11 protein-coding genes and 1 tRNA gene are annotated in these 17,840 nt (G+C 52.6%); all 12 read right to left on the bottom strand.

Going from position 1 to position 17,840, the window contains the following annotated elements; all coding sequences use genetic code 11:
• Nucleotides 1-328: 328 nt before the first annotated feature.
• The 12 genes from NWAT_RS00275 to rpoD all read right to left on the bottom strand — a co-directional run bounded on the left by NWAT_RS00275 (nt 329) and on the right by rpoD (nt 17,731).
• Nucleotides 329-1,096: a hypothetical protein gene (locus NWAT_RS00275; protein ID WP_013219156.1), complete on the bottom strand. Its 768-nt coding sequence runs from the start codon at nt 1,094-1,096 to the stop codon at nt 329-331.
• The gene (gene pglZ / locus NWAT_RS00270) at nt 1,096-3,090 is read right to left on the bottom strand and encodes a BREX-3 system phosphatase PglZ (RefSeq protein ID WP_013219155.1); all 1,995 of its coding nucleotides are present in this window, start codon (nt 3,088-3,090) and stop codon (nt 1,096-1,098) included. Before pglZ ends, NWAT_RS00275 begins: the two co-directional genes overlap by 1 nt.
• A complete protein-coding gene (locus NWAT_RS00265) occupies nt 3,087-5,987 on the bottom strand; it encodes a DEAD/DEAH box helicase (protein ID WP_013219154.1) in 2,901 nt (966 codons plus the stop codon). The genes pglZ and NWAT_RS00265 overlap by 4 nt, the downstream gene beginning before the upstream one ends.
• 9 nt (nt 5,988-5,996) lie before the next feature.
• Nucleotides 5,997-6,548 (bottom strand): type II toxin-antitoxin system VapC family toxin, encoded by a 552-nt coding sequence (locus NWAT_RS00260; RefSeq protein WP_013219153.1) that lies wholly within the window; start codon nt 6,546-6,548, stop codon nt 5,997-5,999.
• Complete coding sequence (locus tag NWAT_RS00255; protein WP_013219152.1) at nt 6,538-6,897, bottom strand: STAS-like domain-containing protein; 360 nt, start codon at nt 6,895-6,897, stop codon at nt 6,538-6,540. Before NWAT_RS00255 ends, NWAT_RS00260 begins: the two co-directional genes overlap by 11 nt.
• 15 nt (nt 6,898-6,912) lie before the next feature.
• Complete coding sequence (locus NWAT_RS00250; protein WP_013219151.1) at nt 6,913-7,785, bottom strand: ATP-binding protein; 873 nt, start codon at nt 7,783-7,785, stop codon at nt 6,913-6,915.
• Complete coding sequence (locus NWAT_RS00245; protein ID WP_013219150.1) at nt 7,782-10,502, bottom strand: DNA methyltransferase; 2,721 nt, start codon at nt 10,500-10,502, stop codon at nt 7,782-7,784. Before NWAT_RS00245 ends, NWAT_RS00250 begins: the two co-directional genes overlap by 4 nt.
• Nucleotides 10,499-10,888, bottom strand: coding sequence for a four helix bundle protein (locus NWAT_RS00240; RefSeq protein ID WP_013219149.1), 390 nt, complete (start codon nt 10,886-10,888; stop codon nt 10,499-10,501). Before NWAT_RS00240 ends, NWAT_RS00245 begins: the two co-directional genes overlap by 4 nt.
• Nucleotides 10,889-10,893: 5 nt before the next feature.
• Entirely contained in the window at nt 10,894-14,874 is a 3,981-nt protein-coding gene (locus tag NWAT_RS00235; RefSeq protein ID WP_013219148.1) for a DUF6079 family protein, read from the bottom strand.
• 14 nt (nt 14,875-14,888) lie between these two features.
• Nucleotides 14,889-15,386 carry a BREX-3 system P-loop-containing protein BrxF gene (gene brxF / locus NWAT_RS00230; RefSeq protein ID WP_013219147.1) on the bottom strand — a complete coding sequence of 166 codons (498 nt, stop codon included), beginning with the start codon at nt 15,384-15,386 and terminating at the stop codon, nt 14,889-14,891.
• A gap of 445 nt (nt 15,387-15,831) precedes the next feature.
• Nucleotides 15,832-15,907: transfer RNA gene (locus tag NWAT_RS00225), tRNA-Ile, on the bottom strand.
• 15 nt (nt 15,908-15,922) lie between these two features.
• Complete coding sequence (gene rpoD, locus NWAT_RS00220) at nt 15,923-17,731, bottom strand: RNA polymerase sigma factor RpoD (protein ID WP_013219146.1); 1,809 nt, start codon at nt 17,729-17,731, stop codon at nt 15,923-15,925.
• Nucleotides 17,732-17,840 lie beyond the last annotated feature (109 nt).

The raw sequence follows: 17,840 nt of genomic DNA, 5'->3' as shown, positions 1-17,840 counted from the left end.
TGACTTGTGGACGACCAATGGTTGACCTTTGAACAACCCTTCTGAGGTTATTTCCCTAATTAACCCTTTGTCTTTGCTTTAATTTTTCCTTATTGCTTTGTACCGCTAACCTTCTTTAACCTCTATAACCCCTTACCGGTAACGGCCCGCGCCTGCCCCTTGCCACCCGCTTTCAGTCCACTCTGGAGGCTACATCCCTATAGCTTCCAAGGCTCCATAGTACTCAGAAGACGCTCTTTCCAAACGATCCACACCCAATATCTGCTTATGCCGATTGATAAGTGCAACAGCCCACAATAAGCTGCCTTGCCTGATAACCGCCCAGTTTTTAGCGCTCTCCTTGTTTTTTCTTCAGCATCAACAGCTCATCATCCAACCCATAGCGGATTATCTCAATATGCTCCCTACGCTGTCCGATAAAGTCGCCTGTCATCAGCGGGAGCTGGAATGGAAAGAATGCCGGGTTATTTAATAACAGGTCTAAAGTTCCCTTGCCCTTGGGGATGGCATGTAGGGCTGCCTCGAGCATTAAAGATACTAAGTTAAGATCGGAAATAGGCGTTGATACTATTTTTTGATAGCAACCTTGCTGTGCAATATCTTTGAGAACGCCCCAGAAAGCGAAAGAGCGAACGACAAACTGAGCATTGCGGCTCACGGTTTGGCGCTCACCGTAGACCTCAATCAAACGCCTAGAGACCTGTTTCATCGTGACCTGATTTTGGAGCGCTAGCAAACGTCCTGTTTGGCGCGCCACATTGAACCAAAAGGGGTACGCCGCGCTGATCATCGACCAGTGGACCGCAAGTTCAGCGCTTCGGCCCTGTGCCAGATAGAGCAGAGCATCATTTCTCAATGTGTCCAATACCGGGTCGGGGGTAACCCATATGTTCATTAAAATCGTGACAGCGAATGACCTCGCTTCTGTACTGCGTTCTGCACGCACACCGCTGCCCATGCGATCACTCAAGTAGTCATGGAGTTCCTGTCGAATAGTCTTAGCATCCAGCCCGGCAAGAAGGAGGTGAGCGGCTTTTTGCATCCATTCATAGCGAATGGCCTGTTTGATACCAATGACCTCGTGCCGTTTTCCCATCACCGTGTTTTCCTCTCAAATTTAACCAAGGGCACGATAACTTCCTCAAGGGCAATTCCACCATGGCCGACAATGGCTTCGTTAGGGGTGGCAAATGCGTTGCTGCCACCGGCAACAAGCGGGAAATAATCTGATGGTAGCCCTACTGGCAACCATTCATGGGCAAAAGAAAATTTGCTGGCCACTTGAGCCCGCAATTCCGCAGTGGGATAAACCCGAACCCGTTCACCGCGGGTTTCAGCGGTGACTCCTTCAGAGGGACGACCCTTGCCCTGGCACTCGATATTACCGTGGTCGGATGTCATCCAAACTTCATAGCCGTGATCAAGTAAGTAGCCGATGAGTGATCCGAGGAAACCACCCCGGCACCACTGCTTGATCTGGTTGTGCATCCCGGCCGAGCCAAGCTGCATGCCGTGCATGATCTTGTCGACCTTGTCCACGACCAGCCCCACCACCTTGGTCTTCCCAGGGTGGATTGCCGAGTCGAGGACGCCCGCAGCATCACCGTCGCCAAGGCCGCGCTGGTAGGCAATATCCAGACGAGAAAACCCAACCCCTTCCCAGAACTGCTTCCAGAGCTTTTCTTCATTATGGGTCGACTTAATGGATGACGGAAAATAGAGCGGTGGCTTGCCGGAAAAAATCGCTTGCCGGGACACGGAAGTCAGCGTGGGAATCCAGGCGAAGGCCGCCGACTCGCGCATAATAAGGCTGCGGTCCCGCTCTTGGAGGATCGGGCGAATGGTGGCCCATTGATCCAGCGCTAACCCATCAACCACCAGCAAAGCAACGCGGCTATTCTTGGCATTTTCCAGATCCCGGGCTAAACGCCGTGGCACATGGTGCACCATCGCCGGGTTGTTCGGAGGCAGATTAATAAGGCTGGCATAGTGGATACTCAGCCACCGGGCAAAGGTGGCATTCAGCGCATTGCCGGTTTGCAGAAGCCGAGCTTTATCCTCTCTGTTGGAGCCACAATGAACCAAGGCAGATAACTCGGCCCATTTCAGCGCAAAGGTGATCCAATCTGAATACCGGGATTCCGATGTAGGCAGGCCCTTCTCCACCAGCCCGAAAAGACGGGAAATGCGCATTTCGTCATCACCGGCGCTGGCTTCGATAACACCACAACGAATCCAGGACCCGGCATCAATAGCAACCTCTGGCTTCTGAATTGGCGTAAGTTTCCCTTCAATAAACAGATTGCCCATATAGACTCTGATGTCCTGATGATCAAAAGGAAGCACGCTAGGCCCCGGATAGTTGAGGATTTCCTTAAGCGATCTTTCTCGCACTTCATTGCCCGCATCAAGCTTGCTCAAAAACACTGGCCAGCGTTCCTGGAGAAAGGCAAAAAAAGCTTCTTCGTCCGGCATGATCTCATCTAGCGGCCAAGTAAGGAAAGCACCCTGCCCCTTAAGCACCTGCACAAGCCGATCAGATAAGATACGAGGAAGCTGGACTTTGCCGTAATGCAAGCGGAGCAGCGATCTTAAGAGTTCCACCTCACTCACCATCAATTCAGGCGCAATACCAAACACATGTCGCAGGATGAAGTCCTTAGTGGCATTGTCACCCATTCGATCCGGCGGCGATTTGCGCTGGGCTTTAAAAAGCGAATCCAACAAACTCCGGTCGAGCTTCTCAATGACCGGGTAGCTCAGATCGGGGAAGAGATTCCCCAGGTTGAACGACAGCTTCCGGCCCGCCTGGAGCAGGTCGTATGGCAGTGACTCCAGCTCCGCATTCTGCAAGCGAAGGGCCACCACCAGATCGGTGTGCTCACCCCGGTCCCAGATCGAACGGTACTTGGACTCATAGGCGTATCTAAATTCGACCGGGTCACTGAACTCGATCAAATCGAATCCGCGCCCGCGAAGTTCCAAGGCCAGCTTTTCCTCGGTCAACAGGCAATCCGGGTCCGCGACCAGGGTCAGCTTGCTGACGTTGGGTACAAAGTCGTTCAAGATGGCGTCTCGCCAACTACTCATTGAGCACCTCCCTTGATGATCCGCAGCATCAGCAGCGACCGGATTTCCGGCACGATCTGCCTTGCCGATTGCAGTTCATGCCGCCACTCGGATTCGTCCGCATTGCAACGGGACAGCCTGAATTGCCGCACCTCCGGCAATCCAACCCGTTCGATGGCCTTGCGGCGCGAGGCAAAGGAGACGACTCCGCGTTCCTCCTCGCGAGCCACAGAGGCGAGGTGTGCCTGCTGCAGGGCGTCGAACAGCTCCTGTCCGGCCTGTTCGGCAGCAATCTGCAGGCTCTCATGGGCGGTAATGGATTCATCCTGGCCAAGGGTTGCCTGCACCTGGGCTTCAGCGGTATGCAGCGCATCCCAGATATGCCGAGCCGTGGGCAGAAACAGTTTGCCTTCCTCGCTCAGAAACACACTGACATAGCCGCGTCGCACCCTGGGGATGCGCAGGAGTTGTGTCTTCTGGTGCATTCCTGCCTGAAGACGGATCTCAAAGAGCCCCCAGAGCCCAGAGATGCTGGCTGGCAGCCCACTCACGCTTACGCAAGGCAAAGGTTGGCTAGCCGCGAGCTGCGGCAGGTTTAGGGCCAGCCCACGGACGCGGCCGTTCTCAAGATTGAGTAGAGTTGCGTCGGTCAGGTGCTCCGCTTCCCGGGCGTTGAACACGGCCTTGCGGTATTCCTGACCGTCCGGCCAATTCAGATCCCACCAGGAGCGCTTGCGGCTGGCCGCACCGCCGTGGGAATTGAGATAGCCCACCGTCATCCGTTCCACCCAGTGGGGCAGCGGATGGGAACGCAGACGCTCAGCAGTTTGCACATCCGGCTCTTCGGAAATGCCATAGATGGCGGAGGACTCCCGCACCTGCTGAATCTCATCCCGAAGCCGAGCCATCGTATGATCGACAGAGGCATCGATACCATCAGGGTTGGCGAACGCCTGCGCGAACACATCCTCGAACAACTCGCCGGCCTGAGCTGAGTCAAGCACGTCACCGGTCTTATCGATGCCGAACTCTTCAAAGATTACCGAGAGCTTCTGTTCCAACACTTCGCGAACGCGAAACTCGACCGAATCTTCAAAGACGAAACTGATCGCCCGCACCATCTTGGGCTGCCCGATACGATCCACGCGGCCGATTCGCTGTTCCAGCCGCATCGGGTTCCAGGGGATGTCGTAGTTGATGATGACATGGGCGAACTGCAGGTTCAGGCCCTCACCACCCGCATCGGTGGAAACCAGCACGCGGTGCGATTTGCGGAAGGCGTCCTGGGCCTGCTTGCGTTCCTCCATATCCATGGAGCCGTTCAGGGTAACGACCGAGATGCCCCGGGCTTCCAGAAACTCCTTCAGCATCTGCTGAGTCGGTACGAACTCGGTGAAGATCAACACCTTCAGGTCCGGCTCGTTTTCCTCGGCCTGCAGCTCGTAGATCCACTCAATCAACGCCTCGGCCTTGGCGTCCGGTCCCGCTTGTTCACAGCGAACCGCCGCATCGAGCAGGGTCTCCACATGGCTGCCTTCGCTCTGCAGAGCCGACACATGAGATTTCAGCAGCTCATCGAGCAGCTCCTGGCCGTCCATGTCGTAGAGCTCGGCCATTTCATCGTCTGGGCTTTCCGATCCCTCCGCGCCGTTTTCCAACTCCGCCAGGCGCAGGCTGGCTTGCTGTTCGCCTTCCTTGAGCACCGCGAGCCTCCGTTCCAGCGTGGTGCGGATCGCCCGGGCGCTGGAGACCACCAGACGCTGCATCAGGATCATCAAAAAGCCGATGTGGCGCTTCTTCTCGCGCAGGGCCTGGTTGTAGCCCTCGCGCACATAGTCGGTCACTGCCTCATAAAGGAGCTGCTGCAGGTGATGGCGGCTCTCCCAGGCCACCGGGGCCATCTGCGTGCGCCGGGGTTTGAAGAGCGGCTTGCCGTCGGCATCGATGGCCTTGCGCTTCTCGGTGCGGATGACATACGGGGCCACCCGCTCACGGGAGACGCTGTCCATATCCGGAAAGGCCTCGTCATCCAGCAGGTTCATCAGGCGATGGAAGGCATCGGTCTTCCCCTGGTGGGGAGTCGCCGAAAGGAGCAGCACATAGGGCGCGGCCTCCGCCAGCCCCTTGCCGAGCTTGTAGCGGGCGACCTGATCTGTGCTGCCGCCCAGGCGGTGCGCTTCGTCCACCACCACCAGATCCCAACCGGCGGTAATCAGATCTTCGAACCGGCTGCGGTTGTAGTCGGCAACGCGCTCGGCGGTCCAACCGCGCCGCTTGTCCATGGGCTTGACCGAATCCAGGGAAACGATGACCTGATCGAACATCGACCAGGCTGAGTTCCGCTGGTCCGTGCCTGTAGCCAGACGCTGCAAGGTGCCGATGTCGTCGCCCAGTACGAGCTGGAACTGTTCGTTGAAATGGGTCTGCATTTCCGCCACCCACTGGGTAGCGATGCCTTTGGGAGAGACGACCAGGATTCGCCGAACCAGTCCGCGCAGCTTGAGCTCGCGCATGACTAGACCGGCCTCGATGGTCTTGCCGAGGCCCACCTCGTCGGCCAACAGGTAGCGCACACGGTCGCCGGAGATAGCCCGGGACAAGGCGTGGATCTGGTGCGGCAGCGGGATAACATTGGACTCCATGGGAGCCAGCAATACATGACCGTCAGTGGCGCTGGTGGAGCCTTCGAGCACCTCCGCCACCTTGGCTGCAGCGGCCACATAGGCAATACGTCCGGTCTCGATATCCGGCTGCAGGTCGGCACTCAGCGGCCGCAAAGCGGAGCGGGGCACGCGCACCACCGCGTCCTGGTTCGGCAACCAGACACGGCACACCGTTTGCCCCCATAAGGTCTGTTCTTCGATGACCTTACAGGCGCTGTTATGAACGGTGCTGTATTGCCAGGGTAGTATTTCCACAATGAATTCTCAGAAACAAGCTTTTAGCAATCGGGGATTCGTTGTCAGTACTTCAATGCCCCCATATTGAAAGTCTGCATCGTTGGTCATCAACTTCAAATTTCGTTTCTTGCAGATATCAATGAGAATCGCATCATTGAAATCAACCTGCCCGGATTTAAAATCTGTTAATGCCTGATTTAGATCCAGTTCATCAGCAGACACAGAATGGATTTGGCAAAAACTTAAGATCTTTGCTGCAAATGCGTGGGCAGATGAAACTACTGGCCCAAAATCCACAGATTGCCTAAATTGCTTAAATGTCCGATATTGAGATTTAAAGTTTCCTTCCCATTCGATTCGGCAATATCGGTTCAAATATTCGCTCAACACCATGGGATCAAGTACAGGCTGTGCTTGGGCGATGACAAGCCTCGAAAAAGCGGTCGAATATTGTCCCGCGAAAACTTGTTGGGGATTTCCCGGAGCTGGAAATAGGTAAAGCCAGATATTGGTATCTACCAAAATCTGTTCCCCGGATGAAAATGCATAAGAAGCAAGGTCGTAGGCCTTATTGTTCATCTTCGCCCCCTTCTTCTTGCCATGCTGCATCATAACCTTTGGGGTTCGAATAATACTTCTTAGCATTGTCAACAACACGTTTCAGAAGCTCCATGTCGTCTCCGGAGAGACCTTCAACCTTGATCAGAGCTCTTACTTCATCCTCACTGAACGAGCCATACAGTTGGCCAATGGCAACATTAAGAAAGAGTGAAATCACCATACTCACATGATCAAACGAAATGGTCACTGGTTTGCCATCCTTTAAAAGAGGCAACACCTTATCAAACACTTTCTGTCCATCTTCGGCAGAAATACAAAGCTGCGATCCAATAAGGTCTACTACTCTGATAGTTATGCGATTGTTCATTGTGAACTCCAAAATTCAAAAAATATCGTCACTGCTCAACTCGGATTTAAGGTAGTAACTACTTGTATCTTGTGTATTAATTTCAATGTTCACGCATGTCCCAGGAAAATCATGATCCAGCTTTAAGCAGTTTTCTCCAGTAGCAGAGAATTCGTAGTAACCATAGCGGGAAACAATTTGAAGCTTTCCTTTGTTCATCCAAATAAAATCTTTGAGCAGCTTCAGTCCAAGACCGCCAGGTTGATCGCCTGTCTTTGTAGTATTGCCTTCAGTTAAGGCCCACCCTATGGCCATACAGGAATTCATCTTTGTATTTCCTGTATATTGACGAACATTGTCTCGTATACCGACTCCCGCATCGGCAATCGTGAAATCAAGTCGATGCTTCTGAGGAAAAAATTGGCCGCAAGTAAAAACCCCAGACGATGACTTGGAATGAATCGCCGCATTCTGGAATATCTCAAAAAGACTCTGTCGAAAGCGCTTAGTCAGAATTTCTGACATAGTAGGGATTCCTTTTCCGTCCATGTAGGATTCAAGATATTCGAAAAATTGCTCGCCAGCTTGAAGCTTGAATATTTTAAATGGAACAGTTGTATGATTCGTGTCTATCAGAGAAGTCTTTTGGAATTTAGTCAGAAAATGGTTTTTTCTGAGAATTGTTTCCAAAGAAGGCGTTAGGTTGGTTAAGGAAACATCATTTAATTCGTCTCGAATCCTTGAAACAACTGCATACAATGGCGCAGCCATATTTGCTTCAAAAAAACCACAATAGGAAAAATCTAGCTCGACAGAATCAAATAAAACGCCACGCGTCTGTTCAGCTATGTAGGCAATACTGTTAAACCCAGTATGATCGCTTCGAACAGTACCTACATTCACCTTCATACTGAGTACCCCTCACGATCGCCTATTCTTGTGACCGCCTGGTCGTACCACATGAGCAGCTTGGGATCTTCTTCCAGGACGTTGTTGGGGATCTTGTCGGCCACGGCGACGATGACGGCGTAGTCACGTTCCTGCCAGGCTTTCTTGAATCCGGCGCGGACAGCTTCCAGGCGGAAGACCTTGAGCTTCTTCTTGACCTCTTTGTATTCCTCGAACTCCTTGAGCAGCGCCTTCTCGCGCAGCTTCTCCAAGTCGCCTGCCTTGTTGGGGTCGGGCACATACCAGCGGTCGCGGGCCTTAGCGACCAGGGTCGGATCATCCTTGGGAAGATTGCGCAGCTCTTTCCAGTTGGTGGAAAGGTAGGCGTGGATCTGTTCGGGCACAGGGCTTTTGCCATCGTAACGCAGGAAGTTTTGCTCAAGGAGAACAGATAGTTCTAGTGATTTCTCATGCTTTTGCCAGCCGCCAATTTCTTTAAGAAATTGCGGATGTAGTTCTTGGAAAGTTTGAGTTCTTTTTGAGAGCTGTTGCTTTAACCATTGAATGGCCGACGACTCGTCCGTAACAAACAGTTGGAGCTGAAGAACTTCCCGCACAGTCATTCTTTTTCTGTCATACTCGGCAACTTGTTCCGGCGTAAAAAACATGCCATCACGCTCTGAGTAGCGTTGAGATAGTCCAGCATAGAACTCTGCAGCAGAAAGTGGCACCGTAGCCCCTCGCTGGACATGAAACGCAACCATGCGATCGAAAAGAAGATAGTTTTGTCGTTCTGCTATGACCTCGGCCTGGCCGTCTTTTGACATAAAGACCGGTAACTGATCCAAGTGTGTTCGAATAAAATCCCACGCTCCATCCGCAGATCCAGCAGACATCTCGAAGCGGTGCTCAAGACCTCCGTTTGGCTTATAGACGGTGATGGCCAGATCTTTGTCGACAGCAGCAGCCTTGTGATCCTGGTGAAGAGTAGAATGTATCTTGTCTAAAACCGCTACGGTAGCGACTACAAATCCAGATGCCTCAAGTGCTTGTTGAATAGCAGACCATATCCCATTTGAGGAATTATGGAATTCAACGACCATCCACCGTCCTGGTTTTAGGACGCGGTAATACTCCTTGAAACATTGTGTCATGAGAGCTTGGTATTCGGGCAGTCCTTTTTTTTGAACACTATTTGTAATTGCCTCTGATTCATTGTTTGTAAAAAGTCGCAGCCACCATTCAGCAAGGATGTTTTGTTCGGAGTAGTTAATGTTCCCTCCGAAAGGTGGATCGGTGAAAACAAAGTCAACTGAATTGTCAGGTATGTTGTTAAGCTGAGTCGCGCTTTGAGTAGAAACTAATGAACGGCCGCGAGGCCAACCACTTTTGTTCTTACTCGTGTCACGCAAAACAGATAGGATTTTCATCCCTATGTTGGTTTCCACTTGGACTGTTGGAACATAGAGCGTGTTGGAAAGGGGGCCTACCGGAGAGCCATTTGGGCGACGGGAATCCACATAGAAACGATTACGTCTTGTGGCATTGTTTTCAAGTGACGTTATTACTGCGAATAAGCCAGCTTTTCTAAGTACCTGGTCATCGATAGCTGCAACCCTTGAGATTGCATAGTAATTGCGCCGTGTATAAAAATGGTGTATGTGCGTGATCCCCCAATACTCGGGTAAATTGTTTCTCTCATGGGTCATATGAGAGTACGGTAGCTCCATCGGTGTTTGATCAACAGGACGGTTCCCGATTTCATTAGCGAGTAACTTATCTTTATCTGTTACCGTCCTTCTAATTGCTCGGTTACCAACCTTTTTAGAAAGCATAACCATCGTATTTTTTGCAATCCGCACTGGCTTATTTAGCCATGGATCGAAATCAGTGCTAAAAGCTTTTTTCTGTGAGTCAGACCTCAGAGCAGCTCCACATTTTGGACACTCGTATTCAGGGCGCATTTTTGAATTCTGAAAATCAATAACCACATCAAAAAGTCTGAAAGTTTCAGCGCACTCGGAGCACTCGCCCCAATCACTCCAAATTGCATAATCAAACGGCTGCTTCTTTCCATCCCATTCTGTTTGATAGAGTGGTAATAATTTCTTTGTTACAAATTCCCCCAACCTCCCTTTTTGCCCTTTCGATAGGTCATTAAGGATTGGGGAATTCATTATGGAGGCCGTGAAAGTTGCTGTTGGCGACAAATCGATCAGAATTGCATTACGCTTAGCAGGTTTGCAGAGAAGGCTGGCTACCCCGGTCATGCCTGTTCCGCAAAATGCATCCAGCACGATGTCACCGGGTTCGGTGTAATGAAGGATGTAGTTTTCGATGGCCTTTGGTGGAACCTTTGTGTGGTAACTTGGGATTCGATAAATCGGGTCGTTTTTCCCCTCGCTCACGTCTGCCGCAAAAGGCTCACGGTGGTAGTGGTGGCCTTCAGGCTGCTCCGGCTTCTGAGCCTCCCATTCTGCGATGAAGTCGGCCATCCATGGATTCGGACAGGCGGTGTAATACGGCGGATCGCTCAGGTTCAGGATGTCCTCGTCGCTGCCGATGGGAAAACCTTCGATCTTGCGGAACTCTGGGTTGCGCAACCGGTCGCGTAGTAGCTCGGTGAAGTGTTGGCGTCGCGCTTCATCACTTGGGAATTCGATGCCGAGACAGGTGACCGGTTGCGGTTCTGTGTTCTGGGTTCTGTGTTCTGAGTTGAAAAGCTCGTCCTGTTTCATTTGTACTTGGCTCCCTTGAAGTCGCTGTTCTGTAAATACCGCAACAGTCCAGCGATCATCCGCGCCGTTGCTTCGGTTTCCGAATAGAGTTTTTGGAATTGATCTTGGTTTATGTAGCCAGCGTCGAGGGCGACGTAGAGCTGGGCTTGGACTTCGGATGCTGATCCTTTGGCAGTTGAAAGGAACTGGATGAATTCCTTATTGCCGCCTCTGCCGAAGCCTTCAGCGATGTTGGACATGATGGAAACCGATGCCCGGCGGACTTGATCTCGCAGACCGAAATCACGAGAAAACTGGCCATCGTTTGACAGGGCGTAAATCGCCTTTGTCAGTTCTCGGGCCTTTTGCCAGGCTTCTATGTCCTCAAATCGCTGAAATGCACTCATGGCGGTTACTCCAGGACAATGCGGACTTTGTTCTGGTCTTTGCCTTTGGTAAGGCTGTCCACGTAGTCACTGACTGCTTGCTTGATTTCATTTGGCGTAGATGGACCAAGGTCGGAGACGATTTTCAACAAATCTGCTTTTTTGACCGACACCTTCTGCAAACCGGCGAGGATGGTTTTCAAGGTCTGCACAAAATTGCCATCAACCGGGTCGGGCAGTTCCTTTGAATCCATGAAAGCCTTAACAATCTGCTTGTCGTCTTCATGCAGTAGCTCGTTCACATTTGCCTGAGTCATCGGATCGTCGAGGTTATTCAGCAGGGTCTTGGTCCACTGTTCGATGATCTTATCCAACTGCTCATCCATCTGGTCGAGTTGCTGCGAACCAGAAACTCCGAACCCAGAACCCAGAACTCCAATTTCCGCCGCAGGCCGAAATTGGCAATGCGGACAAGCCGGTGTGGTCTCCAGATTCTGTTCAGTCAGGGCGAAGCAGCTCTTCAGCCCGGCCAGGCGGTTCTGGTAATCGGTGAGCTGCTGCCGAGGCATCAGGTCGATACCGGCCAACTTGAGCAGGGTTTGCAGCCGCTGGTCGTTGAGCAGGCCTGCCTTGCGCTTGTCGTCGTTCACCCCCAGCCGGGCGCGCGCGTGGAGGGAGATGTATTGGTTGATGTAGTCGCGTTTGAGCTTTTTCAGTTTTTCGCCGACTTCGGACGAAAGGCGCGCGAGTTGCGGGTTCTGAGTTTTGAGTTCCGAGTTGATGGAATCCAAAACATCGCCCCGGATGGCCTTCACTTGATCAACCCAGAGATCCAGTCCTTGGGGTTTTGACTCGGAACCCGTAACCCGGAACTCGGAACCGCGGCTTGCGGAGGCTTCAGCCGTAGCAAGCCAGGACGCCGTCGGGCTGTGGTCCATGATGAACTCGCGCAGGGCGTCCAGCTCATCCAGGGCCTTCACGGCCTTTTCGTGGGCCAGCACTTCGGGAGCGCTGTAGCGGAAGTTTTTCAGCTTACCCGGCGAGGAATAGGCCTGGAGCGATTCGAAAAACGCTTTCGCGTTTTCGAGTTCTGAGTTCTGAGTTCCCGGTTCTGAGTTCTCCGAACCCTGAACACCCAAGCCAGAACCCAGAACCATATTTTGCCCCCAGAATGAGAGCCCTTCGCGCAGGGTCTGCTGGGTCATGACGATGCGCTTGACGATCTTGCCCACCGCTTGTTGCAGGTTCTGCACCGGCTCGTCCTTGCCCTGGGTGACGAGCTGGGCCATGCCCGGCGTCATGCCGAGCAGTTCGAACAGCGCTTTGAGCGCGGGCAGGTTCCATTCCTTGGGCTGCTCCAGGTGCTTGAAGCGGACCAGCTCGTCCATGCCGGTCGCGGCAAGCTGCTGTAGTCCGGTGGCGTCAAACTTTTTGCCCGGGATGGCGAGCACGATGTCGCCGGAGTAGACCAGGGCAGCCACCAGGACACTCACCCATTCGGGTTCCAGGCGCGAACCGCCCGGGTTCATGTATTCCAGACCGTGGTCGTCCTGGATGATCTCGCTGCGGTTGACTACCTGGCCGTGCCCCTTGGCCTTGACGGTATCGAGAATGAACTTGGTGTACTTCGACTTGTAGGGGTCGATCTTTTGATAGCCACCATCCATGGCGGCTCCCCTGCGGGCGCCCTCCGGGCGTCCAATTTCTCTCCCGGCGAAATTGTCACCGTTCAGCAGCTCCAGGGCATCCAGCACGGCGGTGGCTTGCTTGGTGCGGTTCTGCCCGGCGATGGCCCGCAGGGCGTCCTGCGCGGCCTGGGCGCGGTTATTGCCGGTGATCAGGACCGAGAAGAACGGATAGTCCGGGGCCTGGTTCTCGAAGTTCGGAGCCAAACAGACACCGGCGATGGTGTTGACCAGGTCGCGGAAGTTGATGGTCTCGTGGGGCGACAGGCCGGACAGGTCGCGGATCGATTTGCCCTTGGCCCATTCGGTCATGGACTTGGCGCGGCCCTGATAAGTGACCTCGAAAGCATCGCTCATGTGCTTCTGCAGCCACTGGACCAGCTTCTTCAGGAAACCGTTGGCCTTCGATTCATAGGTGGCCTTGGCGTGGCCCGATGAGGTGGCCGCAAGATCCAGGGCCGCCGCATAGCTCTTCAGCGCGGTCTGGAATTCCTCGTCGGTGCCTTTCAGGCGGAAGAAGATCTCATCGTTGACCTTGTCGTCCTTGAAGCGCGGCGGATCGTTGGGCTGGATGAAGTAGAGGTAAAAGTCCCGCTGCGGCACGGCGGTGGAACGCTCGTTCGGTGCCCCGAAAAAGAGGTAGCCGGAGCGGGCGGCCTTGTGCTCCTGCCAGACCAGTTCGTGCTGCCAGATTTTGTAGCCGGTCACATAGGTGGCGTCCTGGCATTCCATGACCCGCTTGAGCGCCTCGTAATAGAAGCGGTCGAGCTGAGCCTGGCCCAGGCTTTCGGCCCGTTTGTCGATCAGGGCGTCGAAGTCGTCGGTCTTCTTCAGGTCGAGGTAGAACTGGCGATTGTCGGCATTGAAGGAGATGAACTGGCCGCTGACCGTTTTGTGGATCTCGCGCAGGACCGTTTCCACATGGGTCTGCAGGTCCTTGTCGGGCTCGTCGCTTCCCAGCTCGGCGATCAGCGGATCGAACAGGCAGAGGCGGTCGCGCAGTTCCTCGGCGGACGCGCCCATGGGGGCATAGATGTCGCCGGTGGTGAGGCGATGGACGGACAGCGCATGGATCAGGCGCAGCGCCATCGGCTTGTATTGCTTTCGGGTGATGGCGTTTTCGATGCGGGATTCCAGCACCTGGCTGCAATCGATGACCGCCCGGATCTCGGGAATGGCGCGGAAGGAGGCGTTCTGCTTGAGGGTACCCCAATAGCTGTCGAATGCGATCAGACCGGGTTCGTCCTGCGGCACGTCCTTGCCCAAAATGCCTTTCATGCCCATGGACAGGGTCTTGAGCACCTCGCGCTTTTCCACCACGGTGACCCGCTCGAAGGTGTCGATGTAATCGGGATGCACCGGAAAGAGCCGGACGAACTCGTCCATGCGCTCGTTGAGCCCGCCGTAGTATTTGGCAAAGGGCATCAGGTAGTCGCGGATCTTGGCCTGTTGCTCGGTGGTCTTCTTGAGCAGGCGCTCGGCCACGACGAATTTGACATCGTTGCGGGCAATGAGGATCTGTTCGAAGCGGTCCTTCACCCGGCGAATGCTATCAGCAACAAAGGCGAAGCGTGGGCTGTCGAAAATGGCTTCCTGGACACCGGCCATGAAGCGGAAGCGCAGATCCTTGCAGACCTCCCCTACCTCGCGGAGGAAGTTGAGGTCGAGGATCAGCTCCTGGTCCTTGCGGGTACGCAGGTAGTCGAGCAGCTCATCGACCACCAGCAGCAGGCCATGTTCGGGGAATACCTCGCCGAACTTGGCCATCATGTCTTCGAAGGCCCGTTTGTGGCTGGTGATGGTGCCAGCCTCGGGGAACACATACTCCACACCGAGCTTTTCGAGATGCTCTTCCAGTTCAGCCACCAGGATGTCACGCAGGGACATGGTGGTGGCTCCGATCTCGGTACGGATGACCTTGAATCGACCGGCAATCTGAGAGGCTGTATCGCGGACACCGGCGTGGTTCAGCCCTTCCAGCAGGGAGGCGTCTGCGGCAAGGCTGGAGACCACCGACATCAAGTGCGATTTACCGGTGCCGTAGTTACCGACGACCAGCAGGCCTTTGTTGTCGACCGGCTGGTCGAACTGCATCTGAGGAATGACAAGCTGGGTGAGTCGTTCGGCCATTTCCTCGGAAATGACATAGGTGTTCACGAGGGTGTGCGCGGCGCTCGATTTGTCCGCGTCACGCAACTGAACGACAGACTCTATTGGGTCGAATTGGATAAGGTCCCCGTATTTGAGTTGCGCCCTCCCTGGATCCTCCTCTACAGGTATGTTTTTGATATGTCCACATTTCCTATCCTGTAAACTAACCACGCTTGCCCTGTCCCCTAATTATTTTTTTCTAAGTCGATTGTCGCCGTTCCATCCATGCTCACGATCAATGTGTCAGCCATGTCATAGCGCCGATATTCAGGATGGCCTATTTCAGCATAGATGAGCTTGCCTTCTTTTATTATCCCATTCCAAGACGCTACTATCGGGCGATTCCTAGAAATACTCTGTAAGAGCCGTAAAGGATCTTGTTTCAATTCCTTGTCGAACAGAATTTCGAGGTTATCAAGCACCACGGTCGATTGAACTTTATCTACGATACGATCCAGTATCTCCGGCAGGCGCAGTGCCCATTGCTTAGCTGTCAGCTCCAGCAACTCGCTCGAGAGCACCAGATTGACATTAATAACCTCGGTGCCAAGCTCATCCGCGACGTCATGAAGGGCTTTCGTTTTGTCGGAACCAGCCTCACCGACTAGCAATACCAGTCGGTGATACAGACCTTCGGCTGCTTGGAGAGAACTCTTTATCGTATCGTGAATTGACTCGGCCATAGTCGTTTCTTTTGCTCAGTATCCGTTTTATCGGATTTATCGGCCGCGCCCACAGAACATCAATGTGTAAAATGCCCTGGCAAGATCAACCTGCTGTTATTCTAAAAAATTCTGCATTGAGGCAGCTTTTGCGGCTGAGCGAAGAATAGGAGCCTAATGTCGCGTTGATGGGTAGTCAATTCTTGGGAAATCTCGGCACATCACTGAGGAAAAAGTACCGATTCTATAGTGATTTGTTTTTTAATAAAATTTAGTGGGTATAAAAGAAAAATGGACACTCATGGGACACTTTCATCCCAAAAGGGTTATTTTTAAAGAGAAAGAAAGAACGCTAGGGAGGAAAACGAGAGTGGGTTATTAGGGGAGTTGCTACTACTGAGTGCCCCAACAGTGTCCCATAACACAAAAGAAAAAGGCTTACATTTATGCAAACTTTTGATTTATTTGGTGGGCCCAGCAGGACTCGAACCTGCGACCAAGGGATTATGAGTCCCCTGCTCTACCGACTGAGCTATAGGCCCTAATAAAAACTTCTGCTAGTTGTTATTTTCTATATCCAAAAAACTACGAAGCTGCTCCGAACGGGAAGGATGGCGCAATTTACGTAGAGCCTTAGCCTCAATCTGCCGAATTCTCTCCCGGGTTACATCAAACTGCTTACCTACTTCTTCCAAGGTATGATCCGTATTCATATCAATCCCAAAACGCATCCGCAACACTTTAGCCTCACGGGGAGTTAAACCAGCCAATATTAACTGCGTAGTTTCCCTCAGCCCGGAGAAGATCGCCGAATCAGGCGGAGATATGACAGCAGCGTCCTCAACAAAATCCCCTAAATGGGAATCCTCATCGTCACCAATAGGTGTTTCCATGGAGATGGGTTCCCTGGCAATTTTAAGAACTTTCCGCACTTTATCTTTCGGCATCTCCACCCGCTCTGCCAACTCATCGGGAGTGGGCTCTCGACCCATCTCTTGTAGCATCTGACGAGAAACGCGGTTGAGCTTATTGATGGTTTCAATCATATGTACCGGAATACGGATGGTCCGAGCCTGATCAGCGATTGAACGGGTAATGGCCTGCCTTATCCACCAAGTCGCATAGGTAGAAAACTTGTAACCACGGCGGTATTCAAATTTATCAACGGCCTTCATGAGACCAATGTTGCCTTCCTGGATCAGATCCAGAAACTGGAGACCACGGTTAGTATATTTTTTGGCGATCGAAATGACCAAGCGCAAATTAGCCTCGACCATCTCTTTTTTAGCCCGCCGGGCCCGTGCCTCTCCAATAGATAGGGAGCGGTTAATCTCCTTAATCTGGGTAATACTCATACCCGCCCGTTGCTCTAAGGCTATGAGCTTTTCTTGGGCTTTCTGAATTGCGTCCCCTTGTTTTCTGAGTACGGAAGAATAATGCTTTTTTGCCCGGATATGCTTTTCTACCCAGTTCAGGTTAGTTTCCTGTTTCTGGAACGAAGACAGAAAATCTTTACGCGGCATCTGCGCCGAATTCACCGCAATCTTCATGATACTCCGTTCAAGCACACGAATTTCTGCCACTACTCTGCGAAGATTTTCTATCAACCGTTGGGATAAACGAGGCATGAGCTTAAGCTGAAGAAAGTACTCGCTCAACTCCTCTAGCGCTCCATCATTGCCCTTATGATCAGCCGCCTGGCACCGCTCATACAATTTCCGTAGCTGAGCAAAGTATTCTTGAACCCTGTCTAGATCGAGGCCATTATCATTTTCTTCCTCCGCGTTACCTTCAGAAGAGACAGAAACTTCTTCTTCCGCAGCAGATTCCTTTAAATCCGCTTCCTCTGATTCCTGAAACCCTGAAATCACATCAACCAAGCGGATTTCCCCCACCTCCACTTTTTCGTACTGACGCAATAATTCAGCCACGCTGCCTGGAAAACGAGAAAGAGCGGTATACACTTGCCGCATTCCCTCTTCGATTCGCTTAGCGATGCTGATCTCCCCTTCCCGAGTCAAAAGCTCAACGCTGCCCATTTCCCGCATATACATACGGACCGGATCCGAAGTTCGGGCAAACTCCCCGTCCACAGAGACCAGAGCAGCAGCAGCCTCTTCAGCTGCCTCATCGTCGGCAACAGCGGTATCCATAATTGCTAGGGCATCGGCTTCCGCCATATCCTCATGCACGGAGATACCCATATCGTTGAACATTGTAATAATGTCTTCAATTTGTTCCGGATCGATCACCTCCTCGGGCAGGTGATCGTTGACTTCGCTATAGGATAAATAGCCCCGATCCTTACCCCTTGCGATCAAAAGTTTCAATTGTGACTGACGATCTTGTTCCATAATTTTCAACATACAATTGATGGCCCAAAAATAGCTACCGGATAAACCGAAAACCAAATCTTCTAATTATACGCTATTAATACCCTTAATATCCAGGATGAATTAAATATACCCGATAGAC

The sequence above is a fragment of the Nitrosococcus watsonii C-113 genome, assembly GCF_000143085.1.
In the GTDB taxonomy this organism is placed as follows: domain Bacteria; phylum Pseudomonadota; class Gammaproteobacteria; order Nitrosococcales; family Nitrosococcaceae; genus Nitrosococcus; species Nitrosococcus watsonii.
The sequence above is the reverse complement of the archived record's forward strand: the minus strand, read 5'-3'. Positions and strand labels throughout refer to the sequence as shown.